Source organism: Vibrio sp. B172a, assembly GCF_030248355.1.
GTDB lineage: Bacteria > Pseudomonadota > Gammaproteobacteria > Enterobacterales > Vibrionaceae > Vibrio > Vibrio owensii.
Map to the genome: position 1 here is coordinate 169,317 of NZ_JAHGAC010000022.1, position 24,987 is coordinate 194,303.

General features: G+C 45.4%; 19 protein-coding genes. 13 read left to right on the plus strand and 6 right to left on the minus strand.

From position 1 onward, the window contains the following. Nucleotides 1-745 precede the first annotated feature (745 nt). From KIT90_RS19460 to KIT90_RS19470, 3 genes are all read left to right on the plus strand, one after another. On the plus strand, nucleotides 746-3,088 hold the full coding sequence (locus tag KIT90_RS19460) for a M4 family metallopeptidase (protein ID WP_285378137.1): 2,343 nt from the start codon (nucleotides 746-748) through the stop codon (nucleotides 3,086-3,088). 71 nt (nucleotides 3,089-3,159) lie between these two features. Then, entirely contained in the window at nucleotides 3,160-4,686 is a 1,527-nt protein-coding gene (locus tag KIT90_RS19465) for a M28 family metallopeptidase (RefSeq protein ID WP_285378139.1), read from the plus strand. 142 nt (nucleotides 4,687-4,828) lie between these two features. After that, nucleotides 4,829-5,221, plus strand: a complete 393-nt coding sequence (locus KIT90_RS19470) for a nuclear transport factor 2 family protein (protein WP_080764979.1) — start codon at nucleotides 4,829-4,831, stop codon at nucleotides 5,219-5,221. A 77-nt stretch (nucleotides 5,222-5,298) separates the two neighbouring features. On the opposite strand, the gene KIT90_RS19475 is transcribed toward KIT90_RS19470, so the two are convergent. Both KIT90_RS19475 and KIT90_RS19480 read right to left on the minus strand, forming a co-directional pair. Next, nucleotides 5,299-6,093, minus strand: coding sequence for a glycine betaine ABC transporter substrate-binding protein (locus KIT90_RS19475; RefSeq protein ID WP_285378141.1), 795 nt, complete (start codon nucleotides 6,091-6,093; stop codon nucleotides 5,299-5,301). Nucleotides 6,094-6,247: 154 nt separating this feature from the next. Then, nucleotides 6,248-7,204: a LysR family transcriptional regulator gene (locus KIT90_RS19480; RefSeq protein ID WP_285378143.1), complete on the minus strand. Its 957-nt coding sequence runs from the start codon at nucleotides 7,202-7,204 to the stop codon at nucleotides 6,248-6,250. A 137-nt stretch (nucleotides 7,205-7,341) separates the two neighbouring features. On the opposite strand from KIT90_RS19480, the gene KIT90_RS19485 reads away from it, so the two are divergent. From KIT90_RS19485 to KIT90_RS19495, 3 genes are all read left to right on the plus strand, one after another. Further along, nucleotides 7,342-8,355, plus strand: coding sequence for a DUF1254 domain-containing protein (locus tag KIT90_RS19485; protein WP_285378145.1), 1,014 nt, complete (start codon nucleotides 7,342-7,344; stop codon nucleotides 8,353-8,355). Nucleotides 8,356-8,388: 33 nt separating this feature from the next. Next, nucleotides 8,389-9,441, plus strand: coding sequence for a DUF1254 domain-containing protein (locus KIT90_RS19490; RefSeq protein ID WP_285378147.1), 1,053 nt, complete (start codon nucleotides 8,389-8,391; stop codon nucleotides 9,439-9,441). Nucleotides 9,442-9,558: 117 nt separating this feature from the next. After that, nucleotides 9,559-10,428, plus strand: coding sequence for a LysR family transcriptional regulator (locus KIT90_RS19495; protein WP_285378149.1), 870 nt, complete (start codon nucleotides 9,559-9,561; stop codon nucleotides 10,426-10,428). A 28-nt stretch (nucleotides 10,429-10,456) separates the two neighbouring features. On the opposite strand, the gene KIT90_RS19500 is transcribed toward KIT90_RS19495, so the two are convergent. Together KIT90_RS19500 and KIT90_RS19505 are read right to left on the minus strand one after the other, a co-directional pair. Continuing rightward, the gene (locus tag KIT90_RS19500) at nucleotides 10,457-11,452 is read right to left on the minus strand and encodes an ABC transporter substrate-binding protein (protein WP_285378151.1); all 996 of its coding nucleotides are present in this window, start codon (nucleotides 11,450-11,452) and stop codon (nucleotides 10,457-10,459) included. Nucleotides 11,453-11,657: 205 nt separating this feature from the next. Beyond that, nucleotides 11,658-13,886, minus strand: a complete 2,229-nt coding sequence (locus tag KIT90_RS19505; protein ID WP_285378153.1) for a hypothetical protein — start codon at nucleotides 13,884-13,886, stop codon at nucleotides 11,658-11,660. Between the two features lie 531 nt (nucleotides 13,887-14,417). On the opposite strand from KIT90_RS19505, the gene artP reads away from it, so the two are divergent. The 5 genes from artP to KIT90_RS19530 all read left to right on the plus strand — a co-directional run bounded on the left by artP (nucleotide 14,418) and on the right by KIT90_RS19530 (nucleotide 18,032). Next, the gene (gene artP / locus KIT90_RS19510) at nucleotides 14,418-15,146 is read left to right on the plus strand and encodes an arginine ABC transporter ATP-binding protein ArtP (RefSeq protein WP_009704632.1); all 729 of its coding nucleotides are present in this window, start codon (nucleotides 14,418-14,420) and stop codon (nucleotides 15,144-15,146) included. 88 nt (nucleotides 15,147-15,234) lie between these two features. Then, the gene (locus KIT90_RS19515) at nucleotides 15,235-15,966 is read left to right on the plus strand and encodes an arginine ABC transporter substrate-binding protein (RefSeq protein ID WP_005443853.1); all 732 of its coding nucleotides are present in this window, start codon (nucleotides 15,235-15,237) and stop codon (nucleotides 15,964-15,966) included. Between the two features lies 1 nt (nucleotide 15,967). Beyond that, a complete protein-coding gene (gene artQ / locus KIT90_RS19520) occupies nucleotides 15,968-16,657 on the plus strand; it encodes an arginine ABC transporter permease ArtQ (RefSeq protein ID WP_005388570.1) in 690 nt (229 codons plus the stop codon). Beyond that, complete coding sequence (gene artM / locus KIT90_RS19525; RefSeq protein ID WP_005388569.1) at nucleotides 16,654-17,322, plus strand: arginine ABC transporter permease ArtM; 669 nt, start codon at nucleotides 16,654-16,656, stop codon at nucleotides 17,320-17,322. The genes artQ and artM overlap by 4 nt, the downstream gene beginning before the upstream one ends. Nucleotides 17,323-17,459: 137 nt before the next feature. After that, nucleotides 17,460-18,032, plus strand: a complete 573-nt coding sequence (locus tag KIT90_RS19530) for a protocatechuate 3,4-dioxygenase (protein WP_285378157.1) — start codon at nucleotides 17,460-17,462, stop codon at nucleotides 18,030-18,032. A gap of 9 nt (nucleotides 18,033-18,041) precedes the next feature. Here the strand turns inward: KIT90_RS19530 and KIT90_RS19535 are convergent, their stop codons facing one another. Then, nucleotides 18,042-18,872, minus strand: coding sequence for a LysR family transcriptional regulator (locus KIT90_RS19535; RefSeq protein ID WP_285378159.1), 831 nt, complete (start codon nucleotides 18,870-18,872; stop codon nucleotides 18,042-18,044). A 118-nt stretch (nucleotides 18,873-18,990) separates the two neighbouring features. Between KIT90_RS19535 and KIT90_RS19540 the strand changes: the two genes are divergently transcribed. After that, nucleotides 18,991-19,638, plus strand: coding sequence for a glutathione S-transferase family protein (locus tag KIT90_RS19540; protein WP_285378160.1), 648 nt, complete (start codon nucleotides 18,991-18,993; stop codon nucleotides 19,636-19,638). 96 nt (nucleotides 19,639-19,734) lie between these two features. Here KIT90_RS19540 and KIT90_RS19545 read toward each other — a convergent pair whose 3' ends face one another. After that, complete coding sequence (locus tag KIT90_RS19545) at nucleotides 19,735-21,252, minus strand: arylsulfatase (RefSeq protein WP_285378161.1); 1,518 nt, start codon at nucleotides 21,250-21,252, stop codon at nucleotides 19,735-19,737. 635 nt (nucleotides 21,253-21,887) lie between these two features. On the opposite strand from KIT90_RS19545, the gene KIT90_RS19550 reads away from it, so the two are divergent. Continuing rightward, nucleotides 21,888-24,902 (plus strand): flavocytochrome c, encoded by a 3,015-nt coding sequence (locus KIT90_RS19550; RefSeq protein ID WP_285378162.1) that lies wholly within the window; start codon nucleotides 21,888-21,890, stop codon nucleotides 24,900-24,902. The last annotated feature ends 85 nt before the right edge of the window (nucleotides 24,903-24,987 follow it).

Consider the following 24,987-nt stretch of genomic DNA (forward strand, 5'->3'; position numbering starts at 1 on the left):
TCACCTCGTTTATAATATTAAATATAACGTTTTTTGACTCACTATTATTACATTCGATTTGTTTGTTTTTGTTCTAACCAATATATATGAGCGTTGTTTTCATTAGTCTCACTAAATTTATTCTTTTACCTATTGTTTAAAACGTTGTTTATTATCATCTCATTTGTAATTTATCTATTCATAATTAATGCCTTTATATTCTGTTCGCTGCTGTTCTAGGAAAATATACTTTATTTAAATGTGGGATTAGGTGGTTGGTGTAAACTTTAGTATTACTTAGTCCTTTGAATTAAATAGGCTCCAGTGCTGTTAAAACCCTTGCTTTATAGGCGTTCATTCAATTGGGATGGCATTCATTCTAAGTTCAAATGCAATATTTGAATTTTGATTGTTATATTTGAAATCATAAAGTTAATTGTGCTAAATTCCCCCTCCAGCCTAGGGTTTCTCCTCATTGTATTCATCTAATCATTTAGTCGTAGTAGTATTGTTTGTTTATAATTAGATAAAATAAACAATATTTTTAAACAAAAATATCTAGTGATAAAAATAGCATTTCTTGATTTTATAAATGAGATCTTCTTTCCTAAAAAAGGTCATTGGAATAAATTTGTAATTTTCATTTTTACCAGTTTCATGAATTTATTTAATTGATGTATCACAACTATTTTATTGATCTTAATTATCGACTCCGGTGTATTTTTTTCTGATAGATTCGACGCGAACACATCAAGGAGATAGATAAATGAAAATCAAGAAACGTCTGATAGCTATCGCTGTTGCAGGTGTCATGACGATGTCAGTCCATGCCGGTGAATCAGTGACATTGAATAAGCCAGTCAACTTTACCAACTTCTCTGGGCTTAATTCACAATTGGGTGTTAATAATGCATCGAGCTTTAAACAGGTTAAGAGCATTCACCTTAAAAAGCGCGGTGTTTATAAGGTAAAGATTCAGCAAAATGTCTGGGGTATTCCTGTTTGGGGACATTCACTGAACGCGACCCAAAGCTTTAAAGGCGGCGCTTTAAAGGCCGTGCAAGGCAATTACTTGCGCGTAAACGACTTAGATCGAAGCTTTGTAAAACCTAAGTTGAACCGAGCAGAAGCGCTAAAGGTTGCGTCAAAGAACCTGGAGAATAAAGGCATCGCAGGCAAGTTTCTAAGAAATGTCGAAGATGAGTTATTCATTTATCAAGATGGCAAACAAACACGATTGGTTTACGTGGTTTCTTATCTGCTAGCAAACAGCCTTCAACCTTCTCGCCCATTTACCATGTTAGATGCGCACAGTGGTGAAGTTATCGACCGTTGGGAAGGGATTGCTCATGCGCAAATCGGTACTGGTCCTGGTGGTAATGAAAAAACAGGCATGTATGAATACGGCACTGACTACCATTACCTCGACGTACAAGAAGATGGCAACAATTGTGTGATGGAGTCGGAGAACGTCATCACGGTTAACCTAAATGGTGCCACTGAAGGTTCTACACCTTACAGCTACGAGTGTCCTCGTAATGAATTTCAAGAAATTAACGGCGCTTACTCTCCACTGAACGATGCTCATTACTTTGGCAATATCGTATTCGACATGTACAAAAACTGGTTCGATACTGCGCCGCTCACTTTCAAATTGATGATGCGTGTTCACTACGGCACGGGTTATGAAAACGCCTTCTGGGATGGCCAAGCGATGACGTTTGGTGACGGTGAGAGTTATTTCTACCCATTGGTCAGTCTGGATGTTTCAGCGCACGAAGTGAGCCACGGCTTTACTGAGCAAAACTCGGGGCTAGTGTATGCAAACCAATCTGGTGGTATGAACGAAGCTTTCTCTGATATTGCAGGTGAAGCCGCAGAGTTCTACATGAAAGGTGAGAATGACTGGATGGTTGGTAAAGACATCTTCAAAGAGGAAGGGGCATTGCGTTACATGGATGATCCTTCACGAGATGGTTCTTCTATCAACCATGCACAAGACTACTATGATGGTTTAAATGTGCATTACAGCTCGGGTGTTTTCAACAAAGCCTTCTATCACTTAGCAACGACATCCGGTTGGGATACCAAAAAGGCGTTTGAACTGTTTGTGCTCGCGAACCAAATTTACTGGTCACAAGACAGTGATTTTTGGCAAGGCGCATGTGGTGTGAAGAACGCAGCCAACGACCTAGGATATGACGCCTCTGCGGTTGTGGATGCATTTGCAGTTGTCGGTGTTGAGCCATGTGCAGAGCCACCGCTGCCGCCAGAGCCAGAATATCAGCGTCTTGAAAACGGCCAATCAGTCACAGTAAATGGCGCTACTGGGTCGAAAACCTATTTTGATATCGAAGTCCCAGAAGGCCAACCGCAGCTTACAATCAATCTAACCGTGCCAAATGGTGATCCAGATATTTACGTAGGCTTCGATTACGCGCCTTCTTCAACTGAAAATATTTGTTCTAGCTTGTCCGTTAGCGATGAAGTGTGTGTGATTGAGAACCCAGAGCAGGGGCGCTACACGGTGAACGTATTTGGTTACGCTGAGTATGACAGTGCGGAACTCACGGCAACGTATGACGATAGCAGTGCAAACCTTCCTCCAGTAGCGTCGTTTGATCAGTCTGTTTCTGGTAAAACAGTGACACTTCGCAGCACCAGTAGCGATAGCGACGGCAGCATTGTTTCTTACCAATGGAACCTAGGTGACGGCAGTTCGCAAACTGGCGAAATGGTGACGCACACTTACGCCGCAGCGGGTGATTATGCGGTGACATTAACCGTAACGGACGATGCAGGCTCTGCGACATCAACCACACAAACGGTAACGATTGAAGAAGGCCAAACAGATGCGTTCCCGCTGAAACTCAACTTCGGTAACAAGTTCCCGAATGGTAAGGCTCGCGTGAAGTTGTCTTGGAAGTACGACACCAACGATTACTTCATTGTTAAACGTAACGGTAAGAACGTTGGTGCAACAGACTTTAAGTCTTACGTCGACCAATTTGAGCACAATGGCACTATCGACGTGGAGTACCAAGTGTGTACTTCGGGCAACGTATGTTCTGAAACCAAGCGTTACCGATTCATCAAACCAAACAAATAACAACACAATAGCAAAGGGCTCCAGACGGAGCCCTTTTTTCGTCAGTAAGGTTAGTAAAGGAAAATACCAATATGAAAAAGAGTCTTTTAGCATTGGCACTGTTGAGCAGTACGTTGAGCAGCAGTGTTGTAGCCAATGAATTGACCGAGCAAGAACAAGTTTGGATCACCACCGATGCGGATGCGTTGGATCTTATTACCAAACACGGAGCCACGGTTTATTCTGATTTCTTTGGTGCTCGTCCCGCTGTGGTCGCGAAAATATCGCCAGATCAGTTAGCGACGCTATCCAGTCACATGCATCATGAAAAGCATCGCTGCGGTGGGTATATGGTGCACCCGGACAAAGCCAGTGCATTGAAAGCCGCAACCATGCCAACTACATTGAAGACGTTTAACAAACCGATGATCAGCCATCATGACACGGTTGAGGCTCTCATCAATCAAGTAGAGCCGACGAACTTGGTGAAGACCATAGAAGGCATGACGTCATTTACCAATCGTTTCTATACCACCGCTACGGGTGTTGAAGCCTCTGATTGGTTACTGGCGCGTTGGAACCAAGAGATTGAAGGAGTCTCTTATGCTTCTGCGGAGCAAATTTCCCATCGCGGCTACCCACAAAAGTCGGTAGAAGTGACGTTGCTGGGTGCGAAATACCCTGAAGAAATTGTTGTCGTGGGTGGGCACCTAGACTCTACAGCTGGCGCATGGACAGAAGAGGGAACCATTTCTCCGGGCGCCGATGACGATGCTTCGGGTATTGCAACGGTGACAGAGTCACTTCGCTTAATGATTGCCAGCGGTATCCAGCCAGACAGAACCATCAAATTCTATGGCTATGCCGCAGAAGAAGTTGGGCTGAGAGGCTCGCAAGACATCGTTGAAATGCTGAAAGACGAAAACGCCAACGTGTTATCCGTGTTGCAATTAGACATGACCAATTACAGCGGTTCTGCGCATGATATTACGTTTATCACCGATTATACCGATAGCCACTTGACGGCATTTTTGTCTGAGTTGATTGATGTGTACACGCCTGAAATTACCTACCAGTTTGATCGCTGCGGCTATGCTTGTTCTGACCATGCCTCCTGGCACAATGCTGGTTATCCGGCAGCCATGCCATTCGAAAGTATGTTTGAAGACTACAACCCGAATATTCATACCCAATTTGATACGTTGGAAAATTCAGACCCGACCGCCTCGCATGCCAGTAACTTTGCCAAGCTTGCTATCGCCTATTTGATTGAATCAAGCATGGACAGCACGACTGGCGTGACCCCCTTACAAGATGGTGAGCCCGTTGAGAATTTACGAGCAGGCTATGGAGAGGAACAGTTCTTTAGTTTTGAAACTCAAGAGGAGGGGAAGGTGACCATTTCCTTGTCTGGGCCAAGAAGTGGCGATGCGGATCTCTTTGTGAAATACAACGATCAAGTGTCAGTCAGTAACTTTGATTGTCGTCCATTCCAAAATGGGAGCAATGAACAATGTGTTCTAAATAAACCCGCAGGAACGTTCAGCATTATGGTGCGAGGTTATCGCAATTTCGACCAAACCAGCCTTGTTGCGAGATTTGAAAAAACGACCAACTGATCATAAAGATTACTTCTCATCAAACTCTAAATGCCGTATGACACAGTGCGGCATTTTTGTTTATTCGTTACGAGGGAGATGCTCCGCGCTTTAATTCTCGACTACGCTTTGTAGACGATCGCGAGTTGAATAGGAGAAACCCATGAGCACCTTGCAAATCGACATTGAAGAGAACAAACGTAATGCCATTGCTTTCTATGAGATGGCATATCGAGGAAACCCAAGAAAAGCGGTCGAGCTTTACGTAGGGGACGAGTATATTCAACACAACCCGTTAGTGGGTAATGGTCCTGATCCTTTTATCGCTTACTTCGAGAGAATGCAGGAAGAGTACCCAGAAAAAGACATTGCATTTGTTCGCGCAGTCGCAGAGGGCAATTTAGTGGCGCTGCATACGCACCAAACGTGGCCTGATGACGTGGAATACGTAACGATGGATTTCTTCCGCTTTGATTTAAACGGCAAGATTGTCGAGCATTGGGATGCCTTGCAAGAAATCCCGAAAGAGTCTGCAAACGGGAACACCATGTACTAAGTTAACGTGCTTTGCCATGCAATTTAGCAATGTGACAATGGAAGCAAGGCAAAGCACTATAAATCGCGTAAAGCTTGTTAGCGTTGGTTGTCTAACCACTCACGTGTCACTGCGTCTAACTCTCGTCCTTCACGACTGATTTTGTAATCCAATTCCGCAATGATGTCGTTTGAGAAACGTAGCGCGTCCAGTCTATTCAACTCTTCTTGAGTAAATTTATCTGATTTGTCTTGGCGCAATAGCAAAACGGCTTTATCGACAATACCCAGCAAACCTTTTGGTTCTGCGATTTCTCGAATCGCGTACTTATAGTGGAGAAATTGAGGCTTCCAAAGTGGCACGATAACCCATTGTTTGTTCTCTACCGCCTTCTCAAATGCAGTAAAGCAGTCTTCTTCCGTCCCCGTATGGAAACGGTAACCCGCTTCGGTCAGCGAGTATTCGTCCATCATCTTAATCGAAAAACGTGTAATGCCCGCTCCAGGGTTGATGCCTTGAATATCAGATTTCATCTTCGTCACGACTTCTGGTTTTGTCAGGTCGCTTACTTCTGATACCAGTTCTTCAGGCACGTAATCGGGCACACCCCAAAGCGCGTATGGTTCGTAGTGTAAGCCCAGTTCTAGCAAGGGTTGTACTTCCTCTACCGATGCTTTGTAAATGCCGTGGCTTGATGGTAACCAAGCCGAAGAAAGCATATCGATTTCACCGGACTTGAGTTTTGAAAAGTTCTCTTCATGCGGAGAGTAAACACGCTCAACCTCAAAGCCCATATCATTGAGCACGTGGCTAACAAGAGAAGCGGTAACGCGGTGGAAAGAAAGGTTAGTGACACCAAGTTTTATCGTTTTTGACGCGTGAGTACCAGTCATACTGAAATCCTTATTATGGAGCCGTGCGAAGGGGAGTCATGCACTGCTTTGTGACGGAAATAGTAGGCTTGTGGTGAAGAGGGATAAACAGCGCTGTCTTTGAGTCACTGTCAAAAATGATTTGATAATGACGCACAGGGAAAGCGCTGATTGCTCAGGAATTGACTTGGTGTTTATTCGATTGTGCCGCGTTTAGAGCATTCACTAACGAAGCTTGAATCAATTTCCCCAACTGGCTCGCAGCAAATTGATTTGAGTAAAAAAGACCAATCTTCATGGATGGAAGATAGCTGTTCATATCGAATTTTGTGTTGATCGTCGTGTGTTCTGTCGATGCTTTTTGGGCAAACAAATGATTAACGGGCATTAACGCATCGGAATGCTTGAGCGTTGTCAGGCAGAGGTTGGCGTTGTCGCTGCGCAGAATAATGTTCGAGCTAAGTTTGAACTTACGAAGCGTGTGCTCAATTTTACTGTTCTTGGCCGTGAAGTTAGGAATGATGGATACCACGAGTGGATACTGGGAGATTTCCTCCAGAGTGACAGACTTATCGCAAAGAGGGTGAGATTTTCGAGCGATCAAACGAAAGTCGGCAGGCAAAACAGACTGGTGAACTAAGTCCTTAGAAACATCTATCGGATAATAATTGATGCCAACCTGAATTTTGGTGTTGAGTAATTGTTGTTCCGTGGATTCCGACCAATTGATCAATCGAACCGTGGCATTGGGAAAGTCCTGTTTAAGTTGCAAATACACATCATCGGCAAGGGCATAGTACATTGCTGAGCTTATCGCGATGCTGATTTCCCCCGAATACGCCTGCGTTGATACTTGGTTGGAATCAGCATAAATGCTTTCTAGCTCAAGTAGCAACGGGGTGACTCGTGAGACCAATTCATCGCATTTCTCTGTTGGTATAAAGCCTTCTCTCGTGCGAACAAACAGTGGGTCATTGAGCTGCTCACGAAGCTTCTTCAATCCTTTACTCACGGCCGACTGGGTGACGAACAAACGCTCTGCGGTTCTTGCTGTACTTTGCTCTTCGTGGAGCGTAACTAACAACAGCAATAAGTTTAAGTCTTTATGAATAAACAATTTTTCGTCGAGCATCTCGATTCTCTTTTGGAATTGGCGAGGTGAAAATAAGTCCCTTATGGAATGTTATTGCTTAGGTTAAGGTTGGTCAACAGATAAACATTGGAACCTTAATACTCCTACCTAAAGCACTTAACATGAGTACGCTCTCCATGAAAAAGAAACTATTAACGCTTTCACTCTCCACGCTTGCCTTAACGGGTGCAAGCCATGTATTGGCTGAAACACTTGTCCCTGTTACTGAGAAAAAGTACGAGTTTGCGGAATCTGATCTCGCGTTCAAAAACATCACTAAATTGGTTGGTTCTAACAAGTGGTTTCACTTTCCAGGCCTGACGCCTTTGGATAACCAAACGGTTGTTCGTATGAATCGCGATACCATTTACTCGGGTTATGTGGCTGATTTGTCGAAGGGAGGGAGTATTACCATTCCAGACACAGGCGAGCGTTACATCTCGGTGATGGTGGTGCAAAACGATCACTACATCGACCAAGTTTTCTCGACGCCGGGAACGCATAACATTGAGAGCCAAACTGACTTTGCGATGATTGTTGCTCGTGTGCAGATAGACCCAAACGACCCTGCTGATTTGCTTCGAGTAAAAGCCATACAGAATAAACTCAAAGTGACGACAGGTTCGCATCAAGAGCACATCATGCCGAACTACGATATGACTCAACTTGTCTCTGTCCGTGATGCGTTGACAAAAGAAGGCGCCAAACTAGGCAATCAAAAGAACATGCAAGGCGCTCATGGTGAGGTGGATCCTCGCATGCATATGTACGGCACCGCCATTGGTTGGGGAATGTTGCCTGATGCCGAAGCGCAATACTTTTCTTACTACAGTTCTGGCGAGGTCGCTAATCCAGATAACTGCTCTCAAGCGACTTATCAAGCACCAAAAGTAAAGGGGAATGGCTTCTACTCTCTGACCTTGTACAACCACCAAGGTTACATCGCCTTCGATAAAGCGGTATTGAATAAAAACAACATCGAGTACAACCAAGATGGCTCATTCACGGTGAACTACGGCCGCTGTCCTAAAGGCGCTAAAAATGCCATGCCAGTGGCGAAAGGGTGGGATGTCATGATGCGAATCTACAAACCAGATCTTACTCAAACGGAATCCTACCAGTTACCAGAACCGAAAGTGGTTTCTCAATAGCCCATCACACCCTCAGATTTAGGAGTCACCATTATGAACAAAACGATACTTGCGCTATCGACCCTTACTTTGATGTTTACGACTGGGTTACAAGCGAAAGAAGCAACTTTGGACAATGTCGTCACTGATTTTGCCGATCAACCAACGAAAGAAACAGATTGGTATATGACGCGTTTGCAAAAAGAAGTGCCAGTTAATACCTATAAGCACAATCGCATCCCATCGAGCAAAGATCACCAGTTCGTGATTCGTGAAAACGAAGACACGATGTACAGCCATGCAATACTGGACGTCACCAAATCGGCAACCATTACCATGCCTGACTACGATGAATATGCGATTGTTCAGGTGATCGATGAGAACCACTTTACGATTGCAGAAGTCTATCCGGGTCAGACACTGCGTTTGACGCCAGATATGCTGAGCTCTGGTACTCATGTATTCCTAAATACGCGAGTAGCGGCTGCGGATAACCACGACCTGAAGGCCTTGAAGAGGGCGCATGATTACCAAAACGCGATTAAGTTGTCTGCTGAAACTCGCCACCCTTACGTCTCAAAAGGGTTTGATGAAAAAGAAGTATTGGCTGCGCGAGCGACGGTGCAAAAGTTACGACCGTTTATCCCTAAACCATTCGATATTTTTGGCAACAAAGGTCAAGTTGACCCAACCTCGTTTGTGATTGCGTCTTCTGCAGGATGGGCGGGTTTACCGTCAGATGCTGCGGTGTACTTGCCACAAATTCCGGGAAACAAAGGGGAAACGCAATGCAGTTCTTTGACCATTAACCCGCCACCGCTTCAGTACGATCGTCACGCGTTTTTCAGCATGACGGTATACGACAAAGATGGTTGGATTGCAGATGATGATTTTGCGATTTCGAACAAGCGTATGACGCCAAATGAAAACGGTACTTACACATTACGCTTTAACTGTGAAGGACAAGCTAACAACTTAACCGTCAGAGAAGGTTGGAGCGGGTTATTAAGGATGTACTTGCCAACATCTAAGCAAGCGATTCAAAACTATGTGGTGAACGACTACTTGAAGCATTCTCGCTTGGTGAAAGGGGCGGGTGAGCAGTAGTTCTGTCTCTTGCTACCAATAGCCGGTAACCAATTAGCAATAACCAACGAATAATGAGTCACTGTTTATGGCAGTGGCTCGCTTTCGTTTAATTCAATACACGCGAAGCAAATGCTCATGCCTAAGCCCATTGATTTGAACCTAATCAACACCTTTCTCGTCGTAACGGAGAGTCAATCTTACACTAAAGCGGCTGAGCAACTTGGTGTCACGCAACCTGCCGTCAGTGCATCGATTCGGCGATTGGAACAGGCCTCCAATAAAAAGCTATTTGTAAAAAGCGGGAGAAGTATTGAGCTGACGCATACGGCACGAGAGCTACTACCACAACTGAGACAAGCGCTGAGTATCATTGATAATGCGATGACGAAACCGCAATTATTCAAAGCTTATTGCTGTGACTTGCCTTTATTGGGGCTAAGCCCTATCGACAATGTGATCTTTCATGAATCCACACAAGATGCTGGTGAGCTGTGTGATTTCCTATACCACCGAAAAGCCGACATCATTATTGGCAGCATTGGCAATAAACCCACTTCAATCATTGTGGAAGATCTTCATCAAGAACCGTTTGTAATTATTGGTCGAGCGAATCATCCAAGGCTTGGTAAAAGGCTTGATATCGATGCGTTTCACAACGAAAAGCATTGTGTTCTCTCATCCACTTGGAGTGTGGAAACGGAGCATGAAGCGGCGTTAAACGTGACGATTAAAGCAAATCAAATCGAAGTGGTGACATCATCTTATCTTGGTGTGTTGACTAACGTAGCTCAGAGAGATTGTTTGGGTGTTGTGCCTTTGTCGGTGGCGAAAAAGTGGGGAGGTGCTCTCAACATTCGTTACTTTCAAAGTCCGTTTCCAAGTGGCCAATTTACGTTTCAGATCGCTTATCACAAACGACACGCGGACTGTGCAGAGCATCGGGCAATGCGGCGAGTGCTAAAAGAGAGGCTAAGTCTCCCCCTGTCATCACAGCATTATTCTTGAGCCGTTAACAAGGGGAGTGAGTAAAGAGTTAAATCGCTTTTTCTACCTTCGCAGCCACGTCTTCCGATACCCATGTTTTCCATAGTTCAGGATAGGTTTCGAAGAAGTAGTACATCGCTTCTTCTGCGTCTGCTTGGTTATCTTCCATCCACGCAAGTAGTTGGCTCATCTGTTGATTGGTGAACCCGCGTTTTTGCAAGTAGGCGTGAGCTTGTGGCTCTTTATTGGCAAAGGCTTCGGTTGTAACGGTATGAACCGGTGAAGGTGGGTACATGGTCACTTTTGGAGATTCACACTCAGGTTGCGTTGTACAGTTGCGGTATTCTTCCACATCTGTGCCGCTGCCGAAGTCGACTTTCACCATGTCATACTTGCCTAATACTGGCGTCGGTGACCAGTAATACCCGAACCAAGGTTTCTCACGTTCATAAGCTTTCGCGATAGTGCCAGCCAGCGCAGCGCCCGAACCCGGGTCAATCATATCGAAGCCGTGTTTCTCGAGGCCAATGGCATCAAACAGGTGACCAGAGGTGATTTGGCATGTCCAACCAGCAGGGCAGCTGTAGAAGGCGAATTTCTCATCATCTTCTGGGTGTTCAAACAACTTGGCGTGTTTAATCACACCTTCAATGGTTGCTAATTCCGGATACTGCTTTACCAGATAAGAAGGAACCCAAAAGCCTTCCTCGCCACCATTGACCAAAGATTCTCCAGCGATACGCAAGCGCTTATCCGCAATGCCTTTGTCTAACGCTTCTTTAATTCCGTTGGTCCATAGCTCAGGAGCAACATCAGGTTGGCCTTTCTCAATCATCGAGGTGCCAGTCGGTACGCTATCACCCGGGATGAGTTCTGCATCGCATTGGTAGCCTTCATTAAGAATGAACTGGTCGATGTGTGCCATCAAACTCGCCGAGTTCCAGTTCATATCCGCTATGGTGATTTCACCACATTCACTAGCATAAGATTGAGCAGAAAAAGCGGATAGCAGCAAAACGGAAAGAACGGACGGTGTTGTCTTCATGTGACTGAATTCCCTTATCATTGTCATTTGATTCAGTATATACACAAGGTTTATGAAGATTCAGAGAATAGGGCGTTATCTGTGAAGTTGAAAACGAAGAGAATCGGAAGATCAAAACGTTAAACCCACGCTCTCCCGTTTACGCTGAAATCAGCAATTTGGATTGAGAGAGAGTGGAAGCAAGCGCTATGTTTGGTAAGCCTCATCAGTACAACAAGAATAGACCTTCGTAACCACCGATTTCGATTTGCGAAACGTAGTCACCAATGTTGCCGTCCTTGTCTACGGGTCTCATCGGCTCGTCTAGCGTGATGGTGATTTTAGGCGCAGTGAAATAGTCCACGTTTTTGCCGAAAAAGTCGGTGCGGTACAACACTCTGCCTTTGCTAAACTCGCGTGCTAACACCATCTCTGCAGGGCCTTGAGCCACCACATTGTTCTCAGAGTGATACGCAAAGTAGGTGAACGTGGGAGAAACGTAAGTAATGCCATCGGGTAGATCTGCATGTACCACTTCGTTCATCGACGAATCACCAATAATCGTGTAATCCGCTGGATAAGGTGTGCTGGTGGACATCATCAGTGGGATGGGCTCTGCGTCCTCGGGGAGCTGATTGGCAGGCTCTCCCAAATCAACAGCAAGTAAGGTACTTGGTTGATAGGCAATATTCTTTGGTATGCCTGCCTTCCAGAAGTTATCACCTGTAGTGTTATTACTTCCATAAAGGTAACCATTGTTCCACTGATTAAAGTAGCTGCGATCAGGGTGATGATTCAAGTAGAACGCTGCCAGTGCAGAGTATTGGTCTTGCTTCCAGTTATCTTCAGTGTTGCCAAAGTATTGAACTCGACCATAACGCGTGGTCGCTTGATAAATCACTTTCTGGCCCGCTTTGGCGAGTGCAGAGTTATCCCAAAACTTAGCTAAGCCAGCATAGCCACTAAAGCCAGTAGAAGGGAAAAGGTAATGCTCGCGTAAGTACAGAGAACCAGCTTCAACTAAGTGGTTCTGTCCATTACGGCCGAATAAGTTTGCTGTGCCTATGTTGAGGCCAATTAACGCATCCGCATCCAGCGTCGCCAGTTTGTTTAAGAACGCTGAGAATTGCGCTTTGTAAGCATCGTCAGCAGCTTGGCTACCCGCCACCAAACCAAGTTCATCCACCGTACCACCGGAATAAACGTAGAACTGATTTGCTCCGAGTAACTTATTCGTATCGTCGTTGTACGCACCGTTTAAACCTTGCTTCGCCCATTCAGCTTGGTAATAGTGGTGCATTGCGTTGGCAAAGTCGGGGTTGCCGAGATTGGTTAACGCCCAAGAAGAGGTTTGGTTCCACATACGACCAAATGGAATAACGCGTGACTCCCAACGAAATCGTGCTGTTGCATTCTTATTCGAACGGTTTTTGTATTCATTCCAAGAAAGATAATTGTCTTGGTTGAGATCCGCAGATTTGTCGAAGCCACGAATCTTACGCCAGCGTTGAATGGTTTGACCTTCAGGTGTTGCCGTTGGTGCGTCGGTCAACTTAACGGTTTGGAAGCTGTTTTTGAGCTTTACTTCTTTTAGACGAGGGCGATTCTCGATGTTTTCGTCATGCCAAGTAATTTTCGCAACGTAAAGACGGCCGCCATCACGTAAAAAGGTAGAGCCAAAGTACTGACCACCACCATAGGTTTGTCCGCTGCCATCGTGTGTTGTAGCGCGAACCCAATCCGAAGGAACAGACCAGTTTACCGTCTGGTTTTTGGTCATGTTCTCAGTTTTGTCTTTTTTAATCGCGAAGCTTTTCCATTCTGTTACCTGACCAAAAGAGTCGATGGCAGAAGGGTATTCAATCGTGAAGCTGCCGCCTTGAGCAAACTGAGAGAACTTAAAGGTTAAGCGGTCGAACTTCTCTGAATGATAAACATAGAGCGCACCACCATTATTTGCCTGACCAAATACGTCAGCATCCCATGGTGGCTGTTGATATAGCCAAAAACCGGCGTGGTCAGCACTGGCGGTATAACCAACGATCATCGGTTTTCGATTGAGTAAGGTATTTTCACCATGGCTAGAGTCTATCTCTGCGATGATGGTGTCTTCGGCAAAATGGAGAAAGTAATCCTCGTAATCAATCCCGTTCAGCTCTGCCTCGTTGCGAATATCGTTTTCTACCCAACTCGCATTGAGCTCAAGCTTTTGGTTGTACATATAACCGATGGCTTGGACACGCTCGTTGTCAGCCTTGTTTGGGTAAGCACCAAACACAATATCGGCGTTGTTAATTTCCCAATCGATCACATCATCGGCAGAGAGCGGGGCGTCTTGTAAATCGACACCTTGCTCATGCAATCCCGGTAAAACGACAGCAGTACCAGCCCAAGTAGTAGGCGAAAATAGGTTCAAAGAACCAAGCGCAAGCAGCGCAAAACGATATGGCTTCATTATTGAGTTGTCCCAATCAAAAAACTTCGATTACTCAAATTGCGAGTCAAATTACGAGGAAGTATTAGCGATCGGTCAGACCAATTCAAGAAAGTACTAGAACATCTCTCTTTTGATAAATTCTTTATAAGATGAATACGCTAAGCAAATCAGCTTTTTACAAAATGAGTCCTGTTTGTCTCAATTTTGAGCCTTGAAGAAGTGAAGAAAAGCTACGCGAGATTTTTCTCAAAATGAGAGGGGGAAATGCTTATACAACCAGTTACTGTCTCTCGGAATGATGCTCTCAATTAATGGCGCTGCAGAGCATTGGCTTAAGTATCCAATGGAATTCTAAGCTAGCGAAATTGTGGGCTTTTTTGATCAACAAATACCGTTAAAACCTCACTCATTGCACCAGTCATATACTCTGCTGGACTGGTTGTTTCTTATACAAAAAATTAACAATATAAATTTTTATACATTTTTATTGCATAAAATCTCTTTCTTGCTAGTATAAGCTCCAGATGACAATTAATGCAGTATGGCAGCATGAGTATTCAAGTTAAAAGTATCAATAAGTCTTACGGCGATACCCAAGTTCTACACGATGTCAGTTTTAATTGTGAAAGCGGTGAAACGTTGGTGTTACTCGGTCCAAGTGGTGCAGGGAAGAGCTCTCTACTACGTGTTCTTAACCTTCTTGAAGGGGCGGATAACGGCCAGTTAAACATCGCTAATGACGCATTCGACTTTTCAACTGAAATCAAAGAGAAGCAAGGTTTAGCGCTTCGTCGTAAAGTGGGCATGGTGTTCCAACAGTACAACCTATGGCCACACATGACAGTGATGGAGAACCTGATTGAGGCTCCGGTAAAAGTCTCTGGCATGGATAAAGAAGAAGCGAAGAAGCAGGCAATGCAAATTCTCGCGACGCTGCATTTGGCAGACAAAGCGGATGCATGGCCGATGCAACTTTCTGGCGGTCAGCAGCAACGTGTGGCGATTGCCCGAGCCCTGATGATGAAACCAGAAGTCTTGCTTTTTGATGAGCCTACCGCGGCGCTTGACCCTGAAATCACGAACCAAGTGGTCAAAATCATTAATGATTTAAGCGAAACCGGAATTACACAAGTAGTTGTGACCCACGAGGTGGATTTCGCCAAGAAAATCGCTAGCCATGTTCTATACCTAGAGCAAGGACACATCGTAGAACACGGCACGCACGACGCATTTGTTAATCCGCAAACCACTCAGTTTGCCGATTACCTAAATCACTAAATTACGTTTTTAAAGTTCAGTCTATTTAACAGATAAGCTCGGCTGTCATTGCGAGTGTCAGCCCACTAAGTACACACGGAGTATTGCAATGAAAAAGATTTTACTAGCTTCACTAATCGGTCTTGTCTCAGCAAATGCAGCAGCACAAGAAGAGATCAAATTCGCGATGGAAGCAACTTACGCACCGTTCGAATACATGGATGAAAACAACCAAATCCAAGGTTTTGATGTGGATCTGGCGAACGCACTATGTAAAGAAATGGAAGCAAAATGTACCTTCCACAACCAATCTTTTGACAGCCTGATCCCTGCATTAAAATTCAAGCGTTACGATGCGGCTATTTCTGCAATGGATATTACTGATGCGCGTTTGGAGCAAGTGAACTTTTCTGACCCTTACTACGACAACTCAGCAGCGTTTGTTTCTATCAAAGAAAAAGTGGCTGATCAAAAAGCACTAGAAGGTAAGCGTGTTGGTGTTCAAAACGGTTCAACACACCAAAGTTACCTAATTGAGCAAATGCCAGGTGTAACAGCGGTTCCTTACTCAAGCTACCAAGACGCATTCATCGATATGAAGAATGGCCGTATTGATTCTGTATTCGGTGACACAGCAGTCGTAGCAGAATGGTTCAAGAAAGAAGATAACCTAGCGTACGTTGGTGAGCACGTTACTAACCCTAAATACTTCGGTAACGGTTTCGGTATCGCAGTAAACAAAGGTAACGACGAGCTAGTGAACAAGCTGAACACGGCACTGAAAACAGTGAAAGCGAACGGCGAATACGACGTAATCTACAACAAGTACTTCGGTAAGTAATATGGCACTAACGGGTTACTCTTTATCGCTTGTTCAAGCTAGTTGGATGACTGTCCAGCTGGCCTTCACAAGCCTTTTAGTCGGTTTGATTCTGGCAGTGGTATTCGCCAGTGGTGAAATGTCTCGCCGCGTTTTCGTTAAATGGCCAATGACGGCGTTTGTGACGATTGTACGTGGTTTGCCAGAAATCCTTGTCGTGTTGTTTATCTATTTTGGTTCGACGCAGGTTCTGTTTTTAATCACCGGCGACTTTATTGAAGTTAGCCCGTTCTTGTCTGGCGTGGTGGCGTTGTCATTGATCTTCGCTTCTTATGCTTCTCAAACTCTACGTGGCGCATTAAAAGCCGTTGGAAGAGGGCAGAGAGAAGCAGCAAGTGCACTCGGCATCAGTCAAGCACACGCTTTCGTTCGCATTGTTTTGCCACAAGCAGTAAGACACGCGCTACCAGGCTTAACGAACCAATGGTTGGTTTTGCTGAAAGATACCGCGCTTGTATCACTGATTGGTGTAACGGATTTGTTGAAGCAAGCGCAGCTAACATCTGCAGCGACGCATGAAGCGTTTACATGGTACGCAACCGCTGCGGCGATTTACCTAGGCATTACTTTGATTACACAACGTGCCGTCAAACTGATTGATAAGAAGTTCTCAATTCAAGGCATGAGCATGGGACAGGAGGCAACTGCATGAACGAACAACACGTTTGGCAAATGCTGGATGGCTTAGGCACTAGCCTTCAATTGACCGCCGCTTCCTTGGTTGTCGGCTGTCTCTTAGCTCTGATGATGACGCTGACTCTGATCCTACGTACTCCGGGTTTGCATTGGGTAAGTCGTGGCATCATCACCTTGTTCACAGGTACGCCTTTGTTGGTACAGATCTTCTTGGTGTACTACGGTCCGGGTCAGTTTGATGCCGTAAGAGAAAGTGTATTCTGGACATGGTTAAGCCAACCTTGGTTCTGTGCGATGTTGGCGTTAGCGTTGAATACCGCGGCGTACAGTACTCAGTTGTTCAAAGGGGCATTCAACGCGATTCCTTCCGGTCAATGGCAAGCGTGTCGTGCATTAGGCATGAACAAAACTGCAACGCTGAAAGTGCTGCTGCCATACGCCATTCGCCGTGCTGTTCCGGCTTACTCGAACGAAGTGATTTTGGTCTTCAAAGGCACGTCACTAGCAAGCACGATTACGATCATGGATCTAATGGGTTACGCGCAGCGCATTAACGCACAAACCTACGACACGTTGACGGTATTTGGTATTGCGGGCGCATTTTATTTAACGGTAAATGGTGTGCTGACTCTCATTTTCCGTCAGGTAGAGAAGAAAGCATTGGCGTTCGAAGCCGCATAAACCTTCAATCAACACTCCTCATTTAGTTCCACAGTGCCTCTGCAAATGACTCTCTTGCAGGGGCATTTTTTTATTCGTCATGGCAAATTCCTCAAGTTTCCCCAAACTTAATTCAACGCAATTGTATTGGTGGCACCATGGAAAGAAGACACTTTTTAGCGCTGTGGACATTGTTGTTCGCACCCTCTTTAAAAGCGAAAACACCAATGCGGCCAACGCCAGCACAAACAGAAGGGCCATTTTATCCAGTAGTGGACATTCCTCTACGTCAAAACTTGATTCTGCAATCAGAAGGATTGGTCGGTGAACCTATCGTGTTGCAAGGCAGAGTAGTAGATAGATCGGGAAACCCTGTCTCAGGCATCAAAGTAGAAATCTGGCAATGCGATGGACAGGGGATTTACGATCATCCTAAGCAGCCAAATAATGATAAGTTTGATGCTCACTTTGCAGGCTTTGGCGCAGTCGAAACTCAATCGGATGGTCGTTACTTGTTCCAGACTTTGTATCCTGTGCCTTATGCTTCTCGTCCGCCGCACATTCACGTTAAGTTGTGGCGGGATAACCAAGAGCTTCTGACCACTCAGTTGTACTTAAAAGGCAATACTGGTGATGAATGGTGGGGTGGCAAAGCCCGTGATTATCTGCAGTTTGAAACTATGCGAATCGACGGGCGGTTAACGGGAGAATTTAACTTTGTGATTGGCTAGCGAATCCGGTTAAGCTATTAACTCAACCAATTGCGCCAAGCATTCTTTGTCCAGTATTGGATGAGGCTCAACACCCGTGACCAGCACTATATCCACGGAAGGCAGTGATGGCATATCGTCTAAGATCTTGAGATCCTCGCTAACGCTAATACTGCCCATCGCACCGATAGCCATGCCTGAACGTACAATCGCTCGTTGTGCAGAGGCCGTATTGCAACACGCCAGTAGTTGATAAGGAGTACCACGTTTGGTTAATCCGTCTACTGCTGCCGCATGGTATTTACAGTCGGTTTGGAATAGGGCGAGAGGGAGAGGTTGGGCTTGCTCGATGTCAAAGTCAGGGTGAGCAATCCACACACCTTTGTCGCTTGCTAGCCAGTAACCTTCTTCACTGTCCGGTGCTCTAGTCACAATAGCGGCGTCTAGCTTTCCTTCATCGAGTTTTTCTCTCAAGGTGATGCTTGGCTCACTGAAGACTTGAATAGAACATGTTGGCTCAGATTGCTGCAATACGCGAATGACTTTAGGCAGAATATTGTCGTTGTAATCTTCTGGGCAACCTAAGCGAAGAGGGCGCTTGTTTTCATAACGTTTCACCTGTTTCAGCGCTTGATTGTGTAAGCTAACCAATTGCTCTGCGTGAGAGCGTAGTGCCAGTCCCGCTTCACTCAATACGAGGTTACGGCCTTCTTTTTCAAACAAGCTGACGCTGAGTTCGTCTTCTAGCTTACGCATTTGTGCACTGAACGCGGATTGGGTGCGATTGATCTGCTTGGCTGCACGAGTGAAACTTCCCGTTTCGACAAAAGCCAGAAAGCTGCGTAACGCATCGATATCCATATCTAAAACTCATCCATCGTTTTTGTTGAAGTGTTCCATCAAAACTATCCGTTAGTCCCCTTAAATACAATCAGATATTGTGAATGGGTACTCAAAACACGAACCGCATGGAGGCGTCATGAAACTGTTTATTGCTAATCAAAACTACTCAAGCTGGTCACTTCGCGCATGGCTGATCTTTTCTCAATTCAAACTGGATGTGAAAGTCACCAAGCTCAAATTATTCACGGAAGATTTTTATAAGACCTTGGAAGGTATTACACCAACCGCGAAAGTACCGACCTTGGTGGATGGTGACGCAACCGTGTGGGATTCATTAGCGATTTTGGAATACGTTAACGAGCAATACTTGCAAGGTAGAGCATGGCCAAGTAAGTCTGCAGAACGAGCTAAAGCACGCGCTATTGCATCAGAAATGCATTCGGGTTTCTTTGACTTAAGAAACGAACTCCCAATGAACATCCGCGCACGCAGAAAAGTCGATCTAACGGATGGCGCGCGTAAGAATATTGCGCGTATTGATGCTATTTGGGCAGAGCAAGCAGAACTGCATCCCAACGGTTGGTTATTTGGAGAATGGTCTATCGCAGATGCCATGTTCGCACCTGTGGCATTGCGTTTCCAAACATACGGCATCGAGCTATCGGGAGGTGCAAAAGCTTACCAGCAGAAGGTGCTAGCAAGTGAATCTCTAAAGCAATGGTTGGAAGAGGCGAGCCAAGAAACGGATATCGTACAAGAAGATGAAGCAGGGGTAGAAATTTAAACATAAAAATACGGAGTACAGATACCAGCGATAATATCCGTACTCCATAGGCTTAATGCTTTTTAAGTGGAGCAAATGTAGTTAAGTTCGTATTGACTAATTCCGTTGCGGCTGTGTCATAGCATCAACCACTTGTTCGATACTCAAAGAGCTGCCTTTTGTCGCTGGGAACTCTTTAAAGGTTTCGAGGAATTTGCGAACGATCGCTTGAGCTGGCACAAACATCCACATTTGATCTGCGTAGAAGTGACGAACATACAGTGCAGAGTCTGGGCCTACTTCAAATGGGTCCATACGCAGGTTAACAATCAATGGCCAGCTAGGCGTTTTACGGTAAGCTTCGTTAATCGCACCTTCCATAATCGTAAAGTGGATTTTCCAATCCTTGTAACGCAGTGCATTTAAGTTACCGCCGGCATCGAAGTAGAAGATCTCGTTACGTGCGCCCGTTTCAGCTTTACCAGTAAGTAGATCCAACTGGTTGTAACCATCTAGGTGCGCTTTAAACGTCTTGTTGTTTGCCTTATGGCCTTTTAGCAGTTTCTCTTTGATATCTGGCTCACCAACGGCAGCAAGCAGTGTTGGCATCCAGTCTTCTTGAGAGAAGATATCGTTGATCACCGTGCCCGGTTTGATTTGACCCGGCCAGCGAACCATCATAGGAACACGGAAACCACCTTCCCAAGTCGTACCTTTCTCGCCTTTAAATGGTGTTGTACCACCATCTGGCCAAGTGAACTTCTCCGCACCGTTGTCGGTACTGAAAATTACGATGGTGTTGTCAGCGACGCCAAGTTCGTCGAGCTTTTTCAGCATCACGCCAACTTGGTCATCCAAATCCATCATGCCATCTGCATATAGGCCATAACCGGATTTGCCTTTGTATTCGTCGCTTAGGTGAGTCCAAACGTGCATACGAGTTGAGTTGTGCCAGATAAAGAAAGGTTTGTCTTCTTTTACGGCTTTTTCCATAAAGGCAAGGCTGGCTTCAATAAACTCACGGTCTACGTTTTCCATTCGTTTGCGAGTCAGTGGACCTGTATCTTCGATCTTGCCATCTGCCGTCGATTTGAGAACGCCACGAGGGCCGAATTTTTTACGGAATTCAGGATCTTTAGGGTAGAACTCTGATTCAGGCTCTTCTTCTGCATTCAAGTGGTAAAGGTTACCGAAGAACTCGTCAAAACCGTGGTTAGTCGGTAAGTGTTCGTCTTGGTCACCCAAATGGTTTTTACCAAACTGACCCGCGACATAACCGTGGTTCTTCAGCAGTTCGGCGATGGTTGGATCTTTAGCTTGAATCCCTTCCTTTGCGCCTGGCATGCCAATGGTAAGAAGACCGGTTCGGAATGGGTGCTGACCAAGAATGAAGGATGCACGACCCGCAGTACAGCTTTGTTGCGCGTAGGCATCAGTGAAAATGGCACCTTCCTTTGCGATGGTATCGATGTTTGGTGTACGACCACCCATCATGCCGTTGTGGTAAGCGCTAATGTTGTAAACACCCACATCGTCGCCCCAAAATACCAAAATGTTGGGTTTATCTGCTGCTAGCAAACTGACAGGCGCGACCGCGCTCACCAATACAAGAAACTGTCTCAATATCCTGTTCATCGAGTCCTCCTGGACAATAAATAGAGTTCATTTCTTTTGGAGTAAGAGAATGCGAATTAACCGTAAAGCTGATCAGTGAATTGCCAAGTAAGCATAGTACACCTGATTGATTTTTCGGCTTTGGATACGCTTTTCTTATGGATAGCAAGAGGAAGAAAAGTAGAGTAATCACAATGAAACTTCGGTGGGCAAAGGATTTGGAGCGTTAAATAGCGTTAAAAATCATTTTTTATTTTGTTGGAAGTCGGTGTTTTTATGAGTCTCTGTACTTTTCTTTGTCTATCGAATGTGATGACAGGCACTTCTATTTTCAAACTATTTCTTCGCAAGCCCGAAGCTTCCATTACCTATTAAATTCTCGATTAGAAAAGGCTTAACGCCTAACTAAACATTAAGGCGTCGCACTTCATCTCCTGCCTTTTTTACCATTCAAATCAAACCACTTAGCCTTTAATTAATGCGTATCAATCATAGCTAAAATGCAAAGTATTCATTTTACTCATACGGTCAAATCAATATTATTTTTGTGGTTATCGAGTGAGGACGTTGGTTTTCATATCAAAAACACTTGTGGTGCGCTGGCCGAACTGGAGGTGCCTTTGATATGAGAATTAATCTGTTAAAGGAAACTATTTATGGCTCAGTTAGTCGATGAAATTGTATTTCAATCAGGGGTCAAACTGCATAATCGTATCGTAATGGCACCGATGACGATTCAGTCTGCATTCTTTGATGGCGGCGTAACGCAAGAGATGATCAACTACTACGCGGCTCGTTCTGGTGATGCAGGGGCAATCATTGTCGAGAGTGCGTTTGTAGAGAATTACGGTCGTGCTTTCCCTGGTGCGCTTGGTATTGATACCGACAGCAAAATCGCAGGTTTAACCAAGCTTGCCGATGCGATTAAAGCAAAAGGCTCCAAAGCCATCCTGCAGATTTACCATGCGGGTCGTATGGCAAACCCTGAGTTCAATGGCGGACACCAACCGATTTCTGCAAGCCCTGTCGCTGCGCTACGTGACAACGCTGAAACACCACTTGAGATGACCAAAGAGCAAATCGAAGAGATGATCGAGCGCTTTGGTGATGCAGTAAACCGTGCAATCCTTGCTGGCTTTGATGGCGTAGAAATTCACGGTGCAAACACATACCTGATTCAGCAATTTTTCTCACCACACTCAAACCGTCGTAACGATAAATGGGGTGGCAACATTGAAAGACGTACTTCCTTCCCACTGGCTGTACTTGCAAAAACTAAGCAAGTGGCTGAGCAACATAACAAATCTGACTTCATCATCGGTTACCGCTTCTCTCCTGAAGAGATTGAACAGCCGGGCATCCGTTTTGATGACACCATGTTCCTACTAGACAAGCTTGCGACTCACGGCTTGGATTACTTCCATTTCTCAATGGGTAGTTGGTTACGTAACTCAATCGTTACGCCTGAGGATCAAGAGCCACTTATCGAAAAATACCGTAAGCTTCAGTCTGAAAGTGTTGCGAAAGTACCAGTGATCGGTGTTGGTGGTATTGCTCAACGCAAAGATGCAGAAAATGCACTAGAGCAAGGTTACGACATGGTCAGTGTCGGTAAAGGTTATTTGGTTGAACCTACTTGGGCAAACAAAGCGCTTAACGATGAAACTTGCGCCGAATTCGCGGACATCGCGCAACAAGAAGCGCTGCAAATCCCAACACCACTTTGGGAAATCATGGATTACATGATTGTGGACAGTGCAGCAGAAGCATTGAAGCACCAACGCATCAAAGAACTGCAGAACGTTCCAATCAAATTTAACTCAGGTGAATACACGGCGTATGGTCGTGGTCACAATGGTGATTTACCTGTTACCGTCACTTTCTCTGAAGATAAGATCCTCGACATTGTGGTGGACTCTTCAAAAGAATCGGACGGCATCGCAAACCCAGCATTTGAACGTATTCCTCAACAAATTCTTGATGGTCAAACACTGAATATCGACGTGATTTCAGGTGCGACAGTCAGCAGCCAAGCAGTACTGGACGGCGTATCGAACGCGGTTGATCTGGCGGGCGGTAACTCAGAAGCACTGCGCTGCAAAGCCAAAGAAGCGGTGGCATGGTCATCGAAAACCATCGAAGAAACCGTGGATATCGTGGTTGTTGGTGGCGGCGGTGCCGGCTTGAGTGCAACGTTAACGGCGCTAGATAAAGGCAAGTCGGTTATTTTGCTTGAGAAGTTCCCAGCAATCGGTGGTAACACGGTGCGTACTGGCGGTTGGGTGAACGCGGCAGAACCAAAATGGCAAGGTGATTTCCCAGCACTTCCTGGCGAAAAAGAAACCTTGATGCTGCTAGCGAAAACAGCGGAATCCGAGTTTGCGGGTGAGTACTTAGAAGACTTCAAAGTACTTAAAGCACAACTAGACGGTTACTTTACAGATCTTGAGAACGGCAAGCAGTACTTGTTTGATTCTGTCGAATTACACCGCATTCAAACCTACCTTGGCGGTAAACGTACCGACCTGAACGGTGAATCGATTTATGGTCAATACGATTTGGTTGAAACCCTAACATCTCGCTCTATGGAATCTATTGATTGGTTGAGTGAAAAGGGCATTGATTTTGACCGTAGCGTCGTTGAAATCCCAGTTGGTGCCTTGTGGCGTCGTGCACACAAACCGAAACGTCCAAAAGGCGTAGAGTTTGTCGACAAACTATCAAAACGCATTCAAGAGCAAAACGGTCGCATCATTACAGATACACGTGCAACGGATTTGATGGTTGATAACGGTAAAGTGGTGGGCATCAAAGCGGTTCAAGCGGACGGTACCGAGCTTATCCTTCATGTGAATCATGGTGTGGTACTGGCTTCTGGTGGTTTCGGCGCAAACACTCAGATGATCAAAAAGTACAACACATACTGGAAAGAAATCGCGGACGACATCAAGACCACAAACTCACCAGCATTGGTTGGTGACGGCATCGAAATTGGTGAGAAAGCGGGCGCAGAATTAGTTGGTATGGGCTTTGTGCAATTAATGCCAGTTGGTGACCCTAAATCAGGTGCGCTGTTAACTGGTCTGATTGTGCCACCAGAGAACTTTGTATTCGTGAACAAGCAAGGTAAGCGCTTTGTTGATGAGTGTGGTAGCCGTGACGTGCTCTCTGAGGCGTTCTTCGATAACGGTGGTCTGATTTACATGATTGCGGACGAGAACATTCGTCAAACCGCAGCGAATACATCAGATGAAACCATCGAACGCGAAATCAAAGAAGGCATCATTATTCAAGCTGACACGCTAGAAGAGTTGGCAGAGAAAATTGGCGTTCCGACGCAAGAGCTAACGAACACCATCGCACAATACAACGCTTGTGTGGATGCAGGACAGGATCCTGAATTCCATAAGAGTGCCTTCGGTTTGAAAGTGGAAAAAGCACCGTTCTACGCAACGCCACGTCAGCCTTCGGTTCACCATACAATGGGTGGCTTGAAGATTGATACTAAGGCGCGAGTGATTGGTAAAGATGGCGAAGTTATTCAAGGTCTTTACGCAGCAGGCGAGGTTACGGGTGGTATCCACGCGGGCAACCGCCTCGGAGGTAACGCGCTGATCGATATCTTCACTTATGGTCGCATCGCTGGTGAGAGTGCATCTGATCTTGTTTAAGCACTCGTTCAAGAGCGAAACAGAGCAAGATAAGTAATCAATAAGAGGGGAGTGATGCTTCCCTCTTTTTCCGTATTTAGTTTTT

What these genes read in the sequence shown, in the direction of transcription:
- KIT90_RS19460 (WP_285378137.1), top strand. Translation starts at nt 746, where the DNA reads ATGAAAATCAAGAAACGTCTGATAGCTATCGCTGTTGCAGGTGTCATG.
- KIT90_RS19465 (WP_285378139.1), top strand. Translation starts at nt 3,160, where the DNA reads ATGAAAAAGAGTCTTTTAGCATTGGCACTGTTGAGCAGTACGTTGAGC.
- KIT90_RS19470 (WP_080764979.1), top strand. Translation starts at nt 4,829, where the DNA reads ATGAGCACCTTGCAAATCGACATTGAAGAGAACAAACGTAATGCCATT.
- KIT90_RS19475 (WP_285378141.1), bottom strand. Translation starts at nt 6,093, where the DNA reads ATGACTGGTACTCACGCGTCAAAAACGATAAAACTTGGTGTCACTAAC.
- KIT90_RS19480 (WP_285378143.1), bottom strand. Translation starts at nt 7,204, where the DNA reads ATGCTCGACGAAAAATTGTTTATTCATAAAGACTTAAACTTATTGCTG.
- KIT90_RS19485 (WP_285378145.1), top strand. Translation starts at nt 7,342, where the DNA reads ATGAAAAAGAAACTATTAACGCTTTCACTCTCCACGCTTGCCTTAACG.
- KIT90_RS19490 (WP_285378147.1), top strand. Translation starts at nt 8,389, where the DNA reads ATGAACAAAACGATACTTGCGCTATCGACCCTTACTTTGATGTTTACG.
- KIT90_RS19495 (WP_285378149.1), top strand. Translation starts at nt 9,559, where the DNA reads ATGCCTAAGCCCATTGATTTGAACCTAATCAACACCTTTCTCGTCGTA.
- KIT90_RS19500 (WP_285378151.1), bottom strand. Translation starts at nt 11,452, where the DNA reads ATGAAGACAACACCGTCCGTTCTTTCCGTTTTGCTGCTATCCGCTTTT.
- KIT90_RS19505 (WP_285378153.1), bottom strand. Translation starts at nt 13,886, where the DNA reads ATGAAGCCATATCGTTTTGCGCTGCTTGCGCTTGGTTCTTTGAACCTA.
- artP (WP_009704632.1), top strand. Translation starts at nt 14,418, where the DNA reads ATGAGTATTCAAGTTAAAAGTATCAATAAGTCTTACGGCGATACCCAA.
- KIT90_RS19515 (WP_005443853.1), top strand. Translation starts at nt 15,235, where the DNA reads ATGAAAAAGATTTTACTAGCTTCACTAATCGGTCTTGTCTCAGCAAAT.
- artQ (WP_005388570.1), top strand. Translation starts at nt 15,968, where the DNA reads ATGGCACTAACGGGTTACTCTTTATCGCTTGTTCAAGCTAGTTGGATG.
- artM (WP_005388569.1), top strand. Translation starts at nt 16,654, where the DNA reads ATGAACGAACAACACGTTTGGCAAATGCTGGATGGCTTAGGCACTAGC.
- KIT90_RS19530 (WP_285378157.1), top strand. Translation starts at nt 17,460, where the DNA reads ATGGAAAGAAGACACTTTTTAGCGCTGTGGACATTGTTGTTCGCACCC.
- KIT90_RS19535 (WP_285378159.1), bottom strand. Translation starts at nt 18,872, where the DNA reads ATGGATATCGATGCGTTACGCAGCTTTCTGGCTTTTGTCGAAACGGGA.
- KIT90_RS19540 (WP_285378160.1), top strand. Translation starts at nt 18,991, where the DNA reads ATGAAACTGTTTATTGCTAATCAAAACTACTCAAGCTGGTCACTTCGC.
- KIT90_RS19545 (WP_285378161.1), bottom strand. Translation starts at nt 21,252, where the DNA reads ATGAACAGGATATTGAGACAGTTTCTTGTATTGGTGAGCGCGGTCGCG.
- KIT90_RS19550 (WP_285378162.1), top strand. Translation starts at nt 21,888, where the DNA reads ATGGCTCAGTTAGTCGATGAAATTGTATTTCAATCAGGGGTCAAACTG.